The sequence below is a fragment of the Pseudomonas sp. GW458-11-26-14-LB4 genome (assembly GCF_059423925.1).
The window spans coordinates 23,097-39,921 of record NZ_JBWKYU010000012.1; the positions used below are offsets into that span (position 1 = coordinate 23,097).

Below are 16,825 nucleotides of genomic sequence, written 5' to 3' on the forward strand. Positions count from 1 at the left end.
GTTTGGGAGAGGTACGCCGACGTGACATACTGAGGTGAACTCGGGTTATAAAATGCATGCAACTCGAATCGTGCTTCCTCTATTTCCTCTATTTCCTCTATTTCCTCCCCTTCTTCTGCTCCTTGCTCCTGCTTCAGCTTCAGCTTCTGCATTCGCTCCCCACCACTCAACACGATGAGCGTTAGCTCGAGTAAAGCTCTTGATCTTTTGGCCCCTTCGGAAGGCTGAGTGGAGGGATTTATCCGGGGGTGGGAGCGCAGCGACCGTGCGGCGAAGCCGCATGCATCGAGAGGAGGTGCAGCGAAGCAAACCGTAGGCGATGCCCCCGGATGAATCCCGGAACGAAGGAACACCGAGCCAAAGCGAGGTGCCGAACGCAGGGGCCCAGACCTTTGGTTACTTTGGGGCGTTTGCCAAAGTGACCCGCCGTAAGGGCGGAACCATAAGCCGCCGCACTCGAAGAAACGGATATACACCCAACCCAAACCCCAAAACCCAAACAACAAAAAACCCGCTGAAATCACTCTCAGCGGGTTTTCCATTTCAGTAGCCAAGGAAGATCAAAAATCCTCCAGCCGCCACACTTCATAAGCCGGCGTCTCGTAGGGATGGCTCAACTTAAGAGCCGCCACTACCGCGCGAATCAACTCATCGCCAACAACAAGCTCAACCTTCCACTCCTCGACCCGCTCAAACCGCCCCGCCTCACCAATGAACGGCTGACTGCCGTCCAAAGGCCGAAACTGACCAGATCCAAGCACCTGCCAAGCACAGTGGTCATAATCACCGATCCGCCCACCACCGGCAGCGAACACAGCATCCTTGACCACCTCGACATGACTGTCAGGAACAAAAAAAGCGAGCTTGTACACAGCGCTTAGTTCACCCACACACGAGCATTACGGAACATACGCATCCAAGGAGCGTCTTCGTTCCAGTCTTCCGAACGCCACGAGTTCTGCACGGCACGGAACACACGCTCCGGGTGCGGCATCATGATCGTCACACGGCCATCACGGCTGGTGAGGCCGGTGATCCCGCGCGGCGAGCCGTTCGGGTTGGCCGGGTAGGCTTCGGTGACCTTGCCGTGGTTGTCGACGAAACGCATCGCCACGCAACCGGACAGATCAGCTTCGAGCAGTGCCTCTTCGCTTTCGAATTCGGCATGGCCTTCACCGTGAGCGATGGCGATCGGCATACGCGAACCGGCCATGCCCTGCAGGAAGATCGAGTTCGATTCCTGAACCTGAACCATCGCCACGCGCGCTTCGAACTGCTCGGAGCGGTTGCGCACGAAGTGCGGCCAGAACTCGCTGCCCGGGATCAGCTCGTGCAGGTTGGACATCATCTGGCAACCGTTGCACACGCCGAGGGTAAAGCTGTCGTTACGCTCGAAGAACCCCTGGAACGCATCGCGGGCGCGACTGTTGAACAGTGCGGACTTGGCCCAGCCTTCACCGGCGCCGAGAACGTCGCCGTAGGAGAAACCACCGCAGGCCACCAGACCTTTGAACTCGTTCAGGTCGACGCGGCCGGCCAGAATGTCGCTCATGTGCACGTCGATCGCGTTGAAACCGGCGCGGTCGAACGCGGCCGCCATTTCCACCTGACCGTTGACGCCCTGCTCACGCAGCACGGCAACCTGTGGGCGGATGCCTTTCTTGATGTAAGGCGCGGCGATGTCCTGGTTGACGTCGTAGCTCAGCTTGACGCTCAGGCCCGGGTTGTCTTCTTCCAGCAGCGCATCGAACTCTTGCTCGGCGCAGTCGGCGTTGTCGCGCAGACGCTGGATCTGGTAGCTGGTCTCGGCCCACTGACGTTGCAGCAGACGACGCTGGCCTTCGAACACGGTGTCACCGTTGAAGGTGATGTTGATCTGGCCGTTATTGATCGGCTGACCGATCACCGAAACGCAGTCGCCCAGACCGGCAGCGCTGAATTGGGCGAGGATGTCCGGAGTCGCGTCCTGGCGAACCTGGATCACGGCACCCAGTTCTTCGTTGAACAGGATGGCGGCGATTTCAGCGGAGCTTTCGGCAACGCTGTCCAGGTTCAGGCTCAGACCGCAGTGGCCGGCGAAAGCCATTTCCACCACGGAGGTCAGCAGACCACCGTCGGAACGGTCGTGGTAAGCCAGCAGGTGACCGTCGGCGTTGAGGCCCTGGATCACTGCGAAGAACGCTTTCAGGTCTTCGGCGTCGTCGACGTCCGGAGCCTGCTTGCCGAGCTTGCCGTGAACCTGCGCGAGGATCGAAGCGCCCATACGGTTCTGGCCGCGACCGAGGTCGATCAGGATCAGGTCGGTGGTGCCCTTGTCCATGCGCAGTTCCGGAGTCAGGGTCTGACGGATGTCAGCCACTGGCGCGAAACCGGTCACGATCAGGGACATCGGCGAGGTGACGGTCTTGTCTTCGCCGTTGTCGTTCCAGCGGGTGGCCATGGACATCGAGTCCTTGCCGACCGGAATGGTGATGCCCAGCTCAGGGCACAGTTCCATGCCGACCGCTTTCACGGTGTCGTACAGACGCGCGTCTTCGCCCGGGTGGCCGGCAGCGGACATCCAGTTCGCCGACAGTTTGATGTCGGAGAGCTTGTTGATGCGCGAGGCGGCAATGTTGGTGATGGTTTCGCCGATGGCCATGCGGCCCGACGCCGGAGCGTCCAGCAGCGCCAGCGGAGTGCGCTCGCCCATCGCCATCGCTTCACCGGTGTAGACGTCGAAACTGGTGGCGGTGACGGCTACGTCGGCCACCGGAACCTGCCAAGGGCCGACCATCTGGTCACGGGCCACGAGGCCGGTGATGGTGCGGTCGCCGATGGTGATCAGGAAGCTTTTGCTTGCCACGGCCGGGTGGTGCAGAACGCGCTCGATGCTTTCGCCGATGTCGAGGTTCGACGGATCGAAGTCATCGCCCAGCTCGGCTTCGCGAACCACCGAACGGTGCATGCGCGGCGCCTTGCCCAGCAACACTTCCAGTGGCATGTCCACCGGGTTGTTGCCGAAGTGGCTGTCGGTCACGGTCAGTTGCGGCTCGGCGGTGGCTTCGCCGACAACGGCAAACGGGCAACGCTCACGTTCGCAGATCGCCTTGAAGCGCTCGAAGTCGGCCGGACCGACCGCCAGAACGTAACGTTCCTGGGATTCGTTGGACCAGATTTCGTGCGGGGCCATGCCCGGCTCGTCGTTTGGAATGTTGCGCAGTTCGAAACGGCCACCGCGGTCGCCATCGTTGACCAGTTCCGGGAAGGCGTTGGACAGACCACCCGCACCCACGTCGTGGATGAAGCTGATCGGGTTCTTGTCGCCAAGCTGCCAGCAACGGTCGATGACTTCCTGGCAGCGACGTTCCATTTCAGGGTTTTCACGCTGAACGGAAGCGAAGTCCAGATCCGCCGAGCTGGTGCCGGTAGCCATGGAGGAAGCAGCGCCGCCGCCCAGACCGATCAGCATCGCCGGGCCGCCGAGGACGATCAGCTTCGAGCCGACCAGAATCTCGCCTTTCTTGACGTGCTCTTCACGGATGTTGCCCATGCCACCAGCCAGCATGATCGGTTTGTGGTAACCGCGAACTTCATCACCGTGCGGGGTGGTGATCGACTGTTCGAAGGTACGGAAGTAACCGGTCAGGGCCGGACGGCCGAATTCGTTGTTGAACGCAGCGCCGCCCAGCGGGCCTTCGATCATGATGTCCAGCGCGTTGACGATGCGCTCAGGTTTGCCGTACGGCACTTCCCACGGCTGTTCGAACCCAGGGATCTGCAGGTTCGACACTGTGAACCCGGTCAGGCCGGCTTTCGGCTTGGCGCCACGACCGGTTGCACCTTCGTCGCGGATCTCGCCGCCGGAACCGGTGGACGCGCCCGGGAACGGAGCGATCGCGGTCGGGTGGTTGTGGGTTTCGACCTTCATCAGGATGTGCACCGGTTCCTGCACCGCGCCGTACTGGCGGGTTTCCGGATCCGGGAAGAAGCGGCCGGCGACGTTGCCGACGATCACCGAAGCGTTGTCCTTGTAAGCGGACAGCACGCCTTCGCTGTGCATCTGATAGGTGTTCTTGATCATGCCGAACAGGCTTTTTTCCTGGCTCTCGCCGTCAATATCCCAACTGGCGTTGAAGATCTTGTGGCGGCAGTGCTCGGAGTTGGCCTGGGCGAACATCATCAGTTCGATGTCATGCGGGTTGCGCTTGAGACCGTTGAAGGCGTTGACCAGATAATCGATCTCGTCTTCGGCCAGAGCCAGGCCCAGTTCGACGTTGGCTTTTTCCAGTGCGGCGCGACCGCCGCCGAGGATGTCGATGGCGGTCAGCGGCTTCGGTTCGGCGTGGCTGAACAGACCGGCAGCCTGCTCGAGGTTGGCCAGAACGATCTGAGTCATGCGGTCATGCAGTACGTCTGCAATCTGCTGCGCTTCGGTTTCGCTGAACTGACCGGCCACGTAGAACGCGATGCCGCGCTCCAGGCGCTGGATCTTGCTCAGGCCGCAGTTGCGGGCGATGTCGCTGGCCTTGCTCGACCATGGCGAGATGGTGCCGAAACGCGGCAATACCAGGAACAGACGACCGGTCGGCTCTTGAACCGGAACGCTTGGACCGTACTTCAGAAGGCGCGCAAGCACCTGCTGTTCGTCGCCGGTCAGGACGCCGGTGACTTCGGCGAAGTGAGCGAATTCAGCATACAAGCCACTGACAGCCGGAACCTTCTGGCTCAGTTGCTCAAGGAGTTTGCTGTGGCGAAAGGCAGAAAGGGCAGGAGCGCCGCGCAGGATCAACATCTTCGGGACAGCCTCGGGAAGGGGTGTGCTTTGAGGCCGTGCATTCTAGCCTAAACCGCCCTCAACATCACCCGAAACGCTACGCACGGTTGCACCCGGATGTCGAGTGGTGTTCCTGCCTTGAGGGTCAAATTTATAGGGTGTTGGAACGCGGGTTATTTTTTCTGTCACAAAATGCCTTTCGGTCCCGTTTCTGCGGGGTTTCGCGCGGTTTTGTGATCCCTAGCAGACAACCCCGCCACTGTCGAGATATGGCGCCCGTTGTCCTTTGCGTATACTGCGCACATGTTTTCCCCAACGGCTTTGCGTCCGCGATACGCCAAATGGCTGATCGCTACCGGACTCTTCCTGATGCTCAGTGGCTGTGTTGATAAACCCAACACACTCGAGCGCGTAAAGGAGGATGGCGTGCTGCGGGTGGTCACCCGAAACAGCCCCGCCACCTACTTTCAGGATCGCAGCGGTGAAACCGGCTTCGAATACGAGCTGGTGAAGCGCTTCGCCGACGATTTGGGGGTCGAGCTGAAGATTGAAACCGCCGACAACCTCGACGACCTGTTCAACCAGGTCGGCAAGCCGAACGGCCCGGTACTGGCCGCCGCCGGCCTGGTCAGCAGCGAACAGCGCAAGAAACAGGTGCGCTTCTCCCGCTCCTACCTCGAAGTCACCCCGCAGATCATCTATCGCAACGGCCAATCTCGTCCTACCGACGCCGGCGATCTGGTGGGCAAGAAGATCATGGTGCTCAAGGGCAGCACCCACGCCGAACAACTGGCGGAGCTGAAACAGAAATATCCTGGCATCCAGTACGAAGAATCCGACGCCGTTGAAGTGGTCGACCTGCTGCGCATGGTCGATGAAGGTCAGATCGACCTGACCCTGGTCGATTCCAACGAAGTGGCGATGAACCAGGTGTATTTCACCAACATCCGCGTGGCCTTCGACCTCGGCGACGCGCGCAGCCAGAGCTGGGCCGTGGCCGCCGGCGAAGACAACAGCCTGCTCAACGAGATCAACAGTTATCTGGACAAGGTGCAGAAGAACGGCACCCTGCAACGTCTGAAAGACCGCTATTACGGCCACGTCGACGTCCTCGGCTACATGGGTGCCACCACCTTCGCCCAGCATCTGCAGCAGCGGCTGCCCAAATACGAACAGCACTTCAAGGCCTACGCCAAGAAAGAGAAAGTCGACTGGCGCCTGCTGGCGGCCATCGGTTATCAGGAATCACTGTGGCAACCGGCGGTCACCTCGAAGACCGGCGTGCGCGGGCTGATGATGCTGACCCAGAACACCGCTCAGGCCATGGGCGTGTCCAACCGCCTCGATCCGAAGCAGAGCATCATGGGCGGCGCCAAGTACCTGGCCTACATGAAGGATCAGCTCGACGAGTCGATCCAGGAACCGGATCGCACCTGGTTTGCTCTGGCGGCCTACAACGTCGGCAGCGGTCATCTGGATGACGCGCGCAAACTGGCGGCCAAGGAAGGGTTGAACCCGGACAAGTGGCTGGATGTGAAAAAGATCCTGCCGCGCCTGTCGCAGAAGCAGTGGTACAGCAAGACCCGCTACGGCTACGCCCGGGGCGGCGAACCGGTGCATTTCGTGGCGAACATCCGTCGCTACTACGACATCCTGACGTGGGTGACCCAGCCGCAGCTTGAAGGCGATCAAGTGGCCGAGGGCAACCTGCATGTGCCGGGGATCGATAAATCGAAACCGGCTCAAGAGCCCGCCCCGCTTTAACCCATCCCCAATACAAATGTGGGAGCAAGTTGGCTCCCACAGGATGTTGAAACTTAGTGTTTGGCAGCCGCCAGAATCAACGCCTTCATCTCCGACACTGCCGACTTGAAGCCGACGAACAACGCGTGCGCCACCAGTGCGTGACCGATGTTCAGCTCGTTGATGCCCTTGATTGCGGCAACCGCCTCGACGTTGTGATAGTGCAGGCCATGGCCGGCATTGACGATCAGGCCCTGGGCCAGACCGAAGGCCACGCCGTCCGCCACACGCTTGAGCTCTTCAGCCACTTCGGTTGGTGTTTCGGCATCGGCGTAACGCCCGGTGTGCAGCTCGATAGCCGGGGCACCGACGCGCTTCGACGCAGCGATCTGCCGCTCGTCGGCGTCAATGAACAGCGATACCTCGCTGCCGATCTTCGACAGACGCTCGACAGCCGCCCTGATCCGCTCTTCCTGCCCCGCCACATCCAGACCGCCTTCGGTGGTCAATTCCTGACGGGTTTCCGGCACCAGGCAGATGTGCGCCGGACGAATGCGCTCGGCGAACGCCATCATTTCTTCGGTGACGCCCATTTCGAAGTTCATGCGGGTTTGCAGCACGTCCTTGAGCAGCAGCACGTCGCGCTCCTGAATGTGCCGGCGGTCTTCGCGCAGGTGCACGGTGATGCCGTCGGCGCCCGCCTCTTCCGCGTCCAGCGCAGCCTTGACCGGATCCGGATAGCGCGTGCCACGGGCCTGACGCAGGGTGGCGACGTGGTCGATGTTCACGCCAAGAAGAATGCGATTGCTGGTGGTCACGGATGCGCTCCTGAATGGAAAGATTCGGCGCACAGCATACGGCGAGATCAGGGCTTGCGAAACAGCTCGCGACTGACGAGGGGACGACCGCCCAGATGCACGGCCAATGCCTGGCGCATCAAGCGCTTGGCGGCGGACAGCGCGCCCGGTGCCGACCAGTCGGCTTCGGCCATGGCCAGCAGTTCGGTGCCGTTGAACAGACCGGGTTGCAGCAGGTAGACCCGTTCGAGTCCGGCATCCACCTGCAAGCGATAGAGACCGTCCGCAGCGACAGGCTCGTCGTTGATGTCGGTATTCAGGGAAAAGCCATAACCAAGGTCGTCGAGCAGCCGCCATTCGAAAGAACGCAGCAACGGCTCCAGCGGCCGGCCTTCGGCCAATGCCAGCAAGGTCGCGGCGTAATGATCGAACACCGCCGGGTGCGGATCTTCGGCGGGCAGCAGGCGAATCAACAGTTCATTGAGATACAGGCCGCTGAACAGCGCCTCGCCGACCATCCACGTTGCGTTGCCGACACTCTCCATGCGCCCGACGTTCTTCAACTCACCCTTGCCGCGAAACTCCACTTCCAGCGGCACGAATGGCCGCGCCAATGTCCCGGCCTTGCCCCGCGCACTGCGCAACACCGCCCGCAGCCGACCTTGCGGCGTGAGGAAGTCCACCAATGCGCTGGTTTCGCGGTAGGCGCGCGAATGCAGGACGTAGGCGGGTTGGGCGGGAGGCGGGCTTTGCGACATTGAGTTCTCGATGACGAAACGCAGTTTTACACACAAACCCAAAACTACTGTGGGAGCGAGCCTGCTCGCGATGAGGGTGTATCAGACAACAAGGATGTCGACTGAAATACCGCTATCGCGAGCAGGCTCGCTCCCACAGTGGGTATCGGTGTTCTCGGGATCAGCGCTTACAGGTCGCCGTAACCCAGCGAACGCAGCGCACGCTCGTCGTCGGACCAGCCGCCCTTCACCTTGACCCACAGATTGAGCATGATCTTGGAGTCGAACAGCAGCTCCATGTCCTTGCGCGCCTCGGTGCCGATGCGCTTGATGCGCTCGCCCTTGTCGCCAATGATGATTTTCTTCTGGCCGTCACGCTCGACGAGGATCAGCGCATGGATGTGCAGCGTCGCACCCTGCTGCTTGAACTCTTCGATTTCCACAGTGATCTGGTACGGCAGCTCGGCGCCGAGCTGGCGCATGATCTTCTCGCGCACCAGTTCGGCGGCGAGGAAGCGGCTGCTGCGGTCAGTGATCTGGTCTTCCGGGAAGAAGTGATCGTTCTCCGGCAGATGATCGGCGATGACCTTTTCCAGCGCATCGAGGTTGTGCCCGTGTTGCGCCGAGATCGGAATGATCTGCGCGTTCGGCAGCTGTTCCTGCAACCACGACAGATGCGGCATCAGCTCGGCCTTGTCTTCGATGCGGTCGGTCTTGTTCAGCGCGACGATCAGCGGGCCGGTCACGTACTGCACGCGCTCCAGCACCATCTGGTCTTCTTCGGTCCACTTGGTGCGGTCGACCACGAAGATCACCACGTCGACGTCTTTCAACGCCGCCGAAGCGGTCTTGTTCATGTAACGGTTCAGGGCTTTTTCGCCCCCCTTGTGCATGCCGGGGGTGTCAACGTAGATCGCCTGCACGTCGCCCTCGGTCTTGATCCCGAGCATGTTGTGGCGAGTGGTCTGCGGCTTGCGCGAGGTGATCGCGAGCTTCTGGCCGAGGATGTGGTTCAGCAGCGTGGACTTGCCCACGTTGGGACGGCCGACGATGGCAACATAGCCACAGCGCGTTGCGTTTGTATCAGTCATTGCCATTCTCCACACCCAGGGCAATCAGTGCTGCAGCGGCCGCTACCTGTTCGGCAATACGACGGCTCACACCCTGACCCCGGCTTTTTTCATTCAATAGGACAACTTCGCACTCGACGAAGAAGGTACGACAGTGCGGCTCGCCCTGGATATCCACCACTTCGTAGCGCGGCAGTTCGCAGCCACGCGATTGCAAAAATTCCTGCAGGCGGGTCTTCGGATCCTTGTTGGTATCGACCAGCGTCAGACCTTCGAACTCGCCGGCCAGCCAGGCCAGTACGCGCTCGCGGGCGACTTCCATGCCGGCGTCGAGGTAGATCGCACCGATCAGCGCTTCAAGGGCGTCGGCCAGAATCGACTCGCGACGGAAACCGCCGCTCTTCAATTCGCCGGACCCCAGACGCAGGTAATCGCCCAGATCGAAACCGCGGGCCAGCACCGCCAGCGTCTCACCTTTTACCAGCCGTGCGCGCAAACGCGACAACTGGCCTTCGCGAGCCAGCGGGAAACGGTCGAACAAGGCTTCGCCGGCAACAAAGTTGAGGATCGCATCGCCGAGGAATTCCAGACGCTCGTTATTGCGTCCGGCAAAGCTGCGGTGCGTAAGGGCCAGGACCATCAGTTCCTGATCCTTGAAGGTGTAACCGAGCTGACGCTCGAGACGGCTTAGAGAAACGCTCACGGTTTACCCACGCTGAGTTCGTGGCTGGATTCCACTGCCATCGCCGGGATACGGCGCAGGCCTGGGACAATTAACGCTGTGTTCAAAAATGACGTCCTGAATATCGTGGCTTCATGCCCCGGAGCCGGTTGTGCCGACGCCAGAAATGCATTCGGCGCTGTGGTCAACAGCGCCGTGTTTGTTTACTTGATCAGGCCGACCCGCGAGAAGTTCGGCAGGTGGCTGAGTTTCGGTTCCGGCCAGCTCATCCAGACCGCGAAGGCCTTGCCGACGATGTTCTGGTCGGGAACCATGCCCAGCAGATCCTTGGGAATGTTCGGATCATCCCAGTAGCGACTGTCGTTCGAGTTGTCGCGGTTGTCGCCCATCATGAAGTAGTGCCCGGCCGGCACGGTCCAGGTATGGTCCGGTGTGGCGCGGTAGCGGCTCATTTCCTTGCGGATCAGGTGCTCGGCGACGCCGAGTTTTTCCTTGTAGAGTTCCGCGCTGCCCAGCGTGCCCGGCTCGGAGCCGACCAGTTGCTCGGCAATCGACTCGCCATTGACGAACAGGCGCTTGTCGGCGGTGTACCGCACGGTGTCGCCCGGCAAACCGACTACACGCTTGATGTAGTTGACGTTCGGGTCGCTCGGGTAGCGGAACACCATCACATCGCCGCGCTGCGGGTCACCGACTTCGATGATCTTCTTGTCAATCACCGGCAAACGGATCCCGTAGGAAAACTTGTTCACCAGAATGAAGTCGCCAACGTCCAAAGTCGGTTTCATCGAGCCGGACGGAATCTGGAACGGCTCCACCAGGAACGAACGCAGCACCAGCACGATGAACAGCACCGGGAAGAACGACTTGCCGTACTCGACCAGCAGCGGTTCCTTGTTCAGCTTCTCGACCACCACCACATCAGGCTGGCTGACGCTGCCCTGATAGGAGGCGATGGCGGCACGCCGACGCGGTGCCAGGATCAACAGATCGAGCAACGCCAACAGACCGCAGACGAACACGGCAATGACCAGCAACAGCGGGAAATTTAGTGACATAGGACCTGACTATTCCAACCTGAGCACGGCGAGGAAGGCTTCTTGTGGAATTTCCACGTTGCCGACCTGTTTCATGCGTTTCTTACCGGCCTTCTGCTTCTCAAGCAGTTTTTTCTTACGGCTGACGTCGCCGCCGTAGCACTTGGCCAATACGTTCTTTCTGAGTGCCTTGACGGTTGTCCGGGCGACGATCTGACCGCCAATGGCAGCCTGGATGGCCACGTCGAACATCTGACGAGGAATCAGTTCTTTCATCTTCTCGGTCAACTGGCGACCTTTGAAGTGCGAGTTGTCACGGTGCACGATCAGCGCCAGAGCGTCGACCTTGTCGCCGTTGATCAGCACGTCCAGTTTCACCAGATTAGCCGATTGGTAACGATCGAAATGGTAGTCCAGCGAAGCATAGCCGCGGCTGGTGGATTTCAGACGATCGAAGAAGTCCAGGACCACTTCGTTCATCGGCAGGTCGTAGGTAACTTGCACCTGATTGCCGAGGAACAGCATGTCGACCTGCACACCGCGTTTCTCGATGCACAGGGTGATGACGTTGCCCAGGTGCTCCTGCGGTACCAGGATGTTGGCGCGCACGATTGGCTCGCGCATGTCTTCGATCGACGAGACGTCCGGCAGCTTCGACGGGTTGTCGACGTAAATCGTTTCACCGGTTTTCAGCACCAGTTCGAAGATTACCGTCGGCGCCGTGGTGATCAGGTCCAGGTCGTACTCGCGCTCCAGGCGCTCCTGGATGATTTCCATGTGCAGCATGCCGAGGAAGCCGCAACGGAAGCCGAAGCCCAGCGCGTCGGAGCTTTCCGGGGTGTATTGCAGCGACGAGTCGTTCAGGGTCAGTTTCTGCAGCGCTTCGCGGAAGTCCTCGAAGTCGTCGGAGCTGACCGGGAACAGACCGGCGTAAACCTGTGGCTGGATGCGTTTGAAGCCTGGCAGTACCGGAACGTCCGGGGTGGAGCTCAAGGTCAGGGTGTCACCGACCGGCGCACCGTGAATGTCCTTGATGCTGGCAATGATGAAGCCCACTTCGCCGGCCTTCAGGTCAGCGGTGGCGGTGTGTTTCGGGTTGAACACGCCGACGCTGTCGACCAGGTGCACCTTGCCGGTGGACTTGACGAGGATCTTGTCGCCCTTCTTCACGCGGCCGTGACGCACGCGCACCAGGGAAACAACGCCCAGGTAGTTGTCGAACCAGGAGTCGATGATCAACGCTTGCAGCGGATCTTCGATGTTGCCGGTCGGCGCAGGAATGGTGGCGACCAGACGCTCGAGCACTTCGTCGACACCCAGGCCGGTCTTGGCGCTGCAGGTGACGGCGTCGGTGGCGTCGATGCCGATGATCTTCTCGATCTCGTCCTTGACGCGGTCAGGCTCGGCCTGTGGCAGGTCGATCTTGTTCAGGACTGGCATGACCTCGAGGCCCTGCTCGATGGCGGTGTAGCAGTTGGCAACGGATTGGGCTTCAACGCCCTGCCCCGCATCGACCACCAGCAACGCACCTTCACACGCGGCCAGGGAACGGCTGACTTCGTAGGTGAAGTCGACGTGGCCCGGGGTGTCAATGAAGTTCAGCTGGTAGGTGACGCCGTCTTTGGCCTTGTAATAGAGGGTAACGCTGTGGGCCTTGATGGTGATCCCGCGTTCGCGCTCCAGATCCATGGAATCCAGTACCTGGGCTTCCATTTCACGCTCGGCCAGGCCACCGCACATCTGGATGAAACGGTCAGCCAGCGTCGACTTGCCATGGTCAATGTGGGCGATGATGGAGAAATTGCGGATATGACTCAAATCACTCACGGATCAACACTCAAAAAGGCTGCAGGCTTGGCCCGCCGAAAAATAGCCGGGAATTGTACCTGATACACGGCGCAAGCGTCACGTTCGCCTGTCACCCTGATTGCATGCAAAAACGCCCCGATCTGATGACCGAGGCGTTTTCAAGGCTAAAGCGTGGGTGAAACCTTGTTCATCAACCGGCTCGACGCAACAGCCAGACACCCGCCAGCGCACACACGCCAGCCGGCACCAGCACCGCGAACAGCGGCGAGAAGCCGAAGACCAGACTGGATGGACCCAGCAGATCCTGAACGATGCGGAAGGTGAAGCCCACCAGCACACCGGTGAACACCCGCTGACCGAGGGTCACCGAACGCAACGGACCGAAGATGAAGGAAATCGCCATCAGCACCAGCGCGGCGGTCACCAACGGCTGCAACACCTTGACCCAAAATGCCAGCCAGTAACGACCGTTGCTCAGACCCTGATCAGCCAGATAGTGGATGTAACCCCACAGACCGGTGATCGACAGCGATTCCGGCGCCATCACTACAGTGCTCAGCAATTGCGGGCTCAGCGAGACATCCCAGCGCTCGACCGGCGTGTTGACCACTTCAGTGCTGCGCTCGTGGAATTTGGTGGTGGTCACGTCGGTCAGCTGCCAGTGATCGGTGTCGAACTCGGCGCGTTTGGCGAAGCTCGAGCTCAGCAGGTGACGCTCTTTGTCGAAGTGATAACGAGTCACGCCGTACAGGCGACCGTTGGGCTGTACGGAGTTGATGTGAATGAACTCCTCGCCTTGACGGTGCCACATGCCGTGCTTGGCGCTTTGCGCGTCGCCGCTGCCTTGCGCCAGCGAACGGTTGGCCTGGGCCATGCTTTCGGTGGCCGGAGCCACGTACTCGCCGATCAGCACGCCGGCCAGCATCAGCACCAGCATCGGCTTCATCACCGCCCAGACGATGCGCCCGATGGACACACCGGCTGCGCGCATCACGGTCAGTTCGCTGCTGCTCGCCAGACTGCCGAGGCCGATCAGGCAACCGATCAGCGCCGCCATCGGCAGCATGTCGTAGAGCCGACGCGGCGCGGTCAGGAGCACGAAGCTCAGAACGTCGACCAAGGTGTAGGTGTCACTGACGTCGCCCATCTCGTCGATGAACGCAAACAAGGTTGCCAGGCCGAGAATGATCGCCAGCACTGCGATGATCGCCATGAACACGCTGCTGCCGATGTAGCGGTCGAGTTTAACCACGGGCCACCTCCAGCGCTGCGCTGCGACGGCTCGCCAGTTTCAGGCGCAGAGGTTCCCAGTACAGCAGGCCGAGGCCGATGACCAGGAAGATCGCGTGGACCCACCACAAGCCGAGCGCCGGTGGAATCTTGCCTTTCTCGAGGGCGCCGCGGGCGGCAATCAGGATGGTCAGGTAAGCCATATAAAGAAGAATCGCCGGCAGCAGCTTGAGGAAACGCCCCTGACGCGGATTGACCCGCGACAGCGGCACCGCCATCAGGGTCACGATGAACACCAGCAACGGCAGCGACAGGCGCCATTGCAGTTCGGTTTTCGAGCGGATGTCATCGCTGCCCAGCAGAGACGAGGTCGGCATGGCGTCACGGTCGGTGACTTCCTCGCTGACATCCGGCTTGGGCAGCAGCACGCCGTAGGTTTCGTAGTGGATGGCGCGATAGTTGGCCTGACCCGGGCTGCCGTCGTAGCGGTAGCCGTTGTCGAGGATCAGGTAGCGGTTGCCGTCGGGACGCACTTCCTGACGCCCCTTTTCCGCCACCAGCACGGAAATCCCGCGATCTTTCTGGTTGGCGCCGAGGTTCTTCTGCGAGATGAACACGCTGCCAAGATTGACCCGATCATCGCTCAGGGTTTCGGTGTAGGTCACCCGCGTACCGTCGCGCAGGGCCTGGAAGCGGCCGGGCTCGAGGGTGTCGAACTCGGTCAGGGCGTCCTGCTTGTTCAGCAGCAGCTGGAACTGGTTGGCGCCTTGCGGGGCCAGGCTCAGGCTCAGCCATGCAACCACCAGCGCCACCAGGGTGGCCGGAAACAGAGTCATGCGAAACAGACGCTGCTGGCTCATGCCGGTGGCCGAGAGCACGGTCATCTCGCTTTCCAGGTACAACCGGCCGTACGCCAGCAGGATCCCGAGAAACAGGCCCAGCGGCAGGATCAGTTGCAGGAAGCCCGGCAGACGGAAGCCCATGATCAGGAACAGCGATCCCGGATCGAGCTGGCCTGCGGCGGCCTGGGCAAGGTATTTGATGAAGCGACCGCTCATGATGATGACCAGCAGCACGGCGCTTACCGCACTCAGGGTCAACAGGACTTCGCGGGACAGATAACGGAAGACGATCAAACCAGACACTCCAGGGTTGTCAGGCTAAGGCGGCCAAACAAGCAAACGTATCGACGGGCCCGCAAGGCAGAGCCGTCGAAAAAAGATGCGGCATTATCCTGTGATTGAGGGCGCCTGTCACTGCGCACACTCACGCAAGCGTGCAATCCGTTGAAGATCGTACTACCGAGGGTTGTCAGGCGCGGTGAGCGAGGTTCAAACTGCCGCCTCTGTCGCAGGCACTGGCCTGCGCCTCTTCTCTCTATAAGCAGGCGACGGCGGGCACCGTCGAACGCCTGCGTGTTGACCATTCATTCAGGGATCCGGACATGGAACTGGTTGTAAAAAGCGTTAGCCCAGAAACGTTGAAAACCGCCACCCTGGTGGTTGCCGTCGGCGAAGGCCGCAAACTCGGTGTTGCCGCCAGGCAGGTCGACGAACTGAGCGGTGGCGCAATCAGCGCCGTGCTCAAGCGTGGCGATCTGGCCGGCAAGGTCGGCCAGAGCCTGTTGCTGCACAGCCTGCCGAACCTGAAAGCCGAACGCGTGCTGCTGGTCGGCGTGGGCAAGGATGAAGAACTGGGCGACCGTCCGTTCCGCAAGATCGTCGCCGGCATCCTCAACACCCTTAAAGGCCTGGCCGGCAGCGATGCCGTCCTGGCACTCGATGAAATCATCGTCAAGAACCGCGACAGCTACGGCAAGACCCGCCTGCTGGCCGAAACCCTGGTCGACGGCGAATACACCTTCGACCAGTTCAAGAGCCAGAAAGCCGAACCGCGGGCCCTGAAGAAGATCACCCTGCTGACCATCAAGGCCGCTCAGGCCGAAGTGCAGCGCGCCGTGAACCACGCCACCGCGATCGCCAACGGCATGGCGTTCACCCGTAACCTGGGCAACCTGCCGCCGAACATCTGCCACCCGACTTTCCTCGGCGAGCAAGCCAAGAACCTCGGCAAAGAGTTCAAGGATCTGAAAGTCGAAGTCCTCGACGAGAAGAAGATCAAGTCGCTGGGCATGGGTTCGTTCTACGCCGTCGGCCAGGGCAGCGCCCAGCCGCCGCGCCTGATCGTCATGCAATACAACGGCGGCAAGAAATCCGAGAAGCCGTACGCACTGGTTGGTAAAGGCATCACTTTCGACACCGGCGGCATCAGCCTGAAACCGGGCGCCGGCATGGACGAAATGAAGTACGACATGGGTGGCGCCGCCAGCGTGTTCGGTACTCTGCGCGCCGTGCTGGAACTGAAACTGCCGATCAACCTGGTGTGCATCCTGGCTTGCGCCGAGAACATGCCGAGCGGCAACGCTTCGCGTCCGGGCGACATCGTCACCACCATGAGCGGCCAGACCGTGGAAATCCTCAACACCGACGCCGAAGGCCGTCTGGTGCTGTGCGATGCCCTGACCTACTCCGAGCGCTTCAAGCCGCAAGCGGTAATCGACATCGCCACCCTGACCGGTGCCTGCGTCGTTGCGCTGGGCGCCCACACGTCGGGCCTGCTGGGCAACAACGACGAGCTGATCGAGCAACTGCTGAGCGCCGGCAAGGCTGCCGACGACCGCGCCTGGCAACTGCCGCTGTTCGATGAATACCAGGAGCAGCTGGACAGTCCGTTCGCCGACATCGCCAACATCGGCGGTCCTAAGGCCGGCACCATCACCGCTGCCTGCTTCCTGTCGCGCTTCACCAAAAACCTGAACTGGGCGCACCTGGACATCGCAGGCACCGCCTGGACCAGCGGCGGCAAGGACAAGGGCGCCACTGGCCGTCCGGTTCCGCTGCTGACCCAGTACCTGCTGGACCGCGCCAAAGCCTGAAACCGATGACTGCGAGCGGCGCCTCTCTT

Annotated in this window: 12 protein-coding genes; 2 read left to right on the plus strand and 10 right to left on the minus strand. The window is 61.0% G+C overall.

What is annotated here, in order from left to right:
• Nucleotides 1–560: 560 nt before the first annotated feature.
• Nucleotides 561–872, minus strand: a complete 312-nt coding sequence (locus AC07XZ_RS17050; RefSeq protein WP_102686923.1) for a YqfO family protein — start codon at nucleotides 870–872, stop codon at nucleotides 561–563.
• 5 nt (nucleotides 873–877) lie between these two features.
• Complete coding sequence (gene purL / locus AC07XZ_RS17055) at nucleotides 878–4,774, minus strand: phosphoribosylformylglycinamidine synthase (protein ID WP_085747011.1); 3,897 nt, start codon at nucleotides 4,772–4,774, stop codon at nucleotides 878–880.
• Between the two features lie 285 nt (nucleotides 4,775–5,059).
• On the opposite strand from purL, the gene mltF reads away from it, so the two are divergent.
• Nucleotides 5,060–6,520, plus strand: a complete 1,461-nt coding sequence (gene mltF, locus AC07XZ_RS17060; RefSeq protein WP_011332593.1) for a membrane-bound lytic murein transglycosylase MltF — start codon at nucleotides 5,060–5,062, stop codon at nucleotides 6,518–6,520.
• Nucleotides 6,521–6,573: 53 nt separating this feature from the next.
• Here the strand turns inward: mltF and pdxJ are convergent, their stop codons facing one another.
• The 8 genes from pdxJ to lptF all read right to left on the minus strand — a co-directional run bounded on the left by pdxJ (nucleotide 6,574) and on the right by lptF (nucleotide 14,997).
• Nucleotides 6,574–7,317 (minus strand): pyridoxine 5'-phosphate synthase, encoded by a 744-nt coding sequence (gene pdxJ, locus AC07XZ_RS17065; RefSeq protein ID WP_064382428.1) that lies wholly within the window; start codon nucleotides 7,315–7,317, stop codon nucleotides 6,574–6,576.
• A 47-nt stretch (nucleotides 7,318–7,364) separates the two neighbouring features.
• Entirely contained in the window at nucleotides 7,365–8,054 is a 690-nt protein-coding gene (gene recO, locus AC07XZ_RS17070; RefSeq protein WP_085747010.1) for a DNA repair protein RecO, read from the minus strand.
• A 167-nt stretch (nucleotides 8,055–8,221) separates the two neighbouring features.
• Nucleotides 8,222–9,124: a GTPase Era gene (gene era / locus AC07XZ_RS17075; RefSeq protein WP_039769512.1), complete on the minus strand. Its 903-nt coding sequence runs from the start codon at nucleotides 9,122–9,124 to the stop codon at nucleotides 8,222–8,224.
• On the minus strand, nucleotides 9,117–9,806 hold the full coding sequence (gene rnc, locus AC07XZ_RS17080) for a ribonuclease III (protein ID WP_011332589.1): 690 nt from the start codon (nucleotides 9,804–9,806) through the stop codon (nucleotides 9,117–9,119). Before rnc ends, era begins: the two co-directional genes overlap by 8 nt.
• Before the next feature lie 182 nt (nucleotides 9,807–9,988).
• On the minus strand, nucleotides 9,989–10,843 hold the full coding sequence (gene lepB / locus AC07XZ_RS17085) for a signal peptidase I (protein ID WP_011332588.1): 855 nt from the start codon (nucleotides 10,841–10,843) through the stop codon (nucleotides 9,989–9,991).
• 9 nt (nucleotides 10,844–10,852) lie between these two features.
• A complete protein-coding gene (gene lepA / locus AC07XZ_RS17090; protein ID WP_039769508.1) occupies nucleotides 10,853–12,649 on the minus strand; it encodes a translation elongation factor 4 in 1,797 nt (598 codons plus the stop codon).
• 172 nt (nucleotides 12,650–12,821) lie between these two features.
• The gene (gene lptG, locus AC07XZ_RS17095) at nucleotides 12,822–13,883 is read right to left on the minus strand and encodes an LPS export ABC transporter permease LptG (protein WP_039769506.1); all 1,062 of its coding nucleotides are present in this window, start codon (nucleotides 13,881–13,883) and stop codon (nucleotides 12,822–12,824) included.
• Nucleotides 13,876–14,997, minus strand: a complete 1,122-nt coding sequence (lptF, locus tag AC07XZ_RS17100; protein WP_064593584.1) for an LPS export ABC transporter permease LptF — start codon at nucleotides 14,995–14,997, stop codon at nucleotides 13,876–13,878. Before lptF ends, lptG begins: the two co-directional genes overlap by 8 nt.
• A gap of 308 nt (nucleotides 14,998–15,305) precedes the next feature.
• Between lptF and AC07XZ_RS17105 the strand changes: the two genes are divergently transcribed.
• Nucleotides 15,306–16,796 (plus strand): leucyl aminopeptidase, encoded by a 1,491-nt coding sequence (locus AC07XZ_RS17105; protein ID WP_085747009.1) that lies wholly within the window; start codon nucleotides 15,306–15,308, stop codon nucleotides 16,794–16,796.
• The last annotated feature ends 29 nt before the right edge of the window (nucleotides 16,797–16,825 follow it).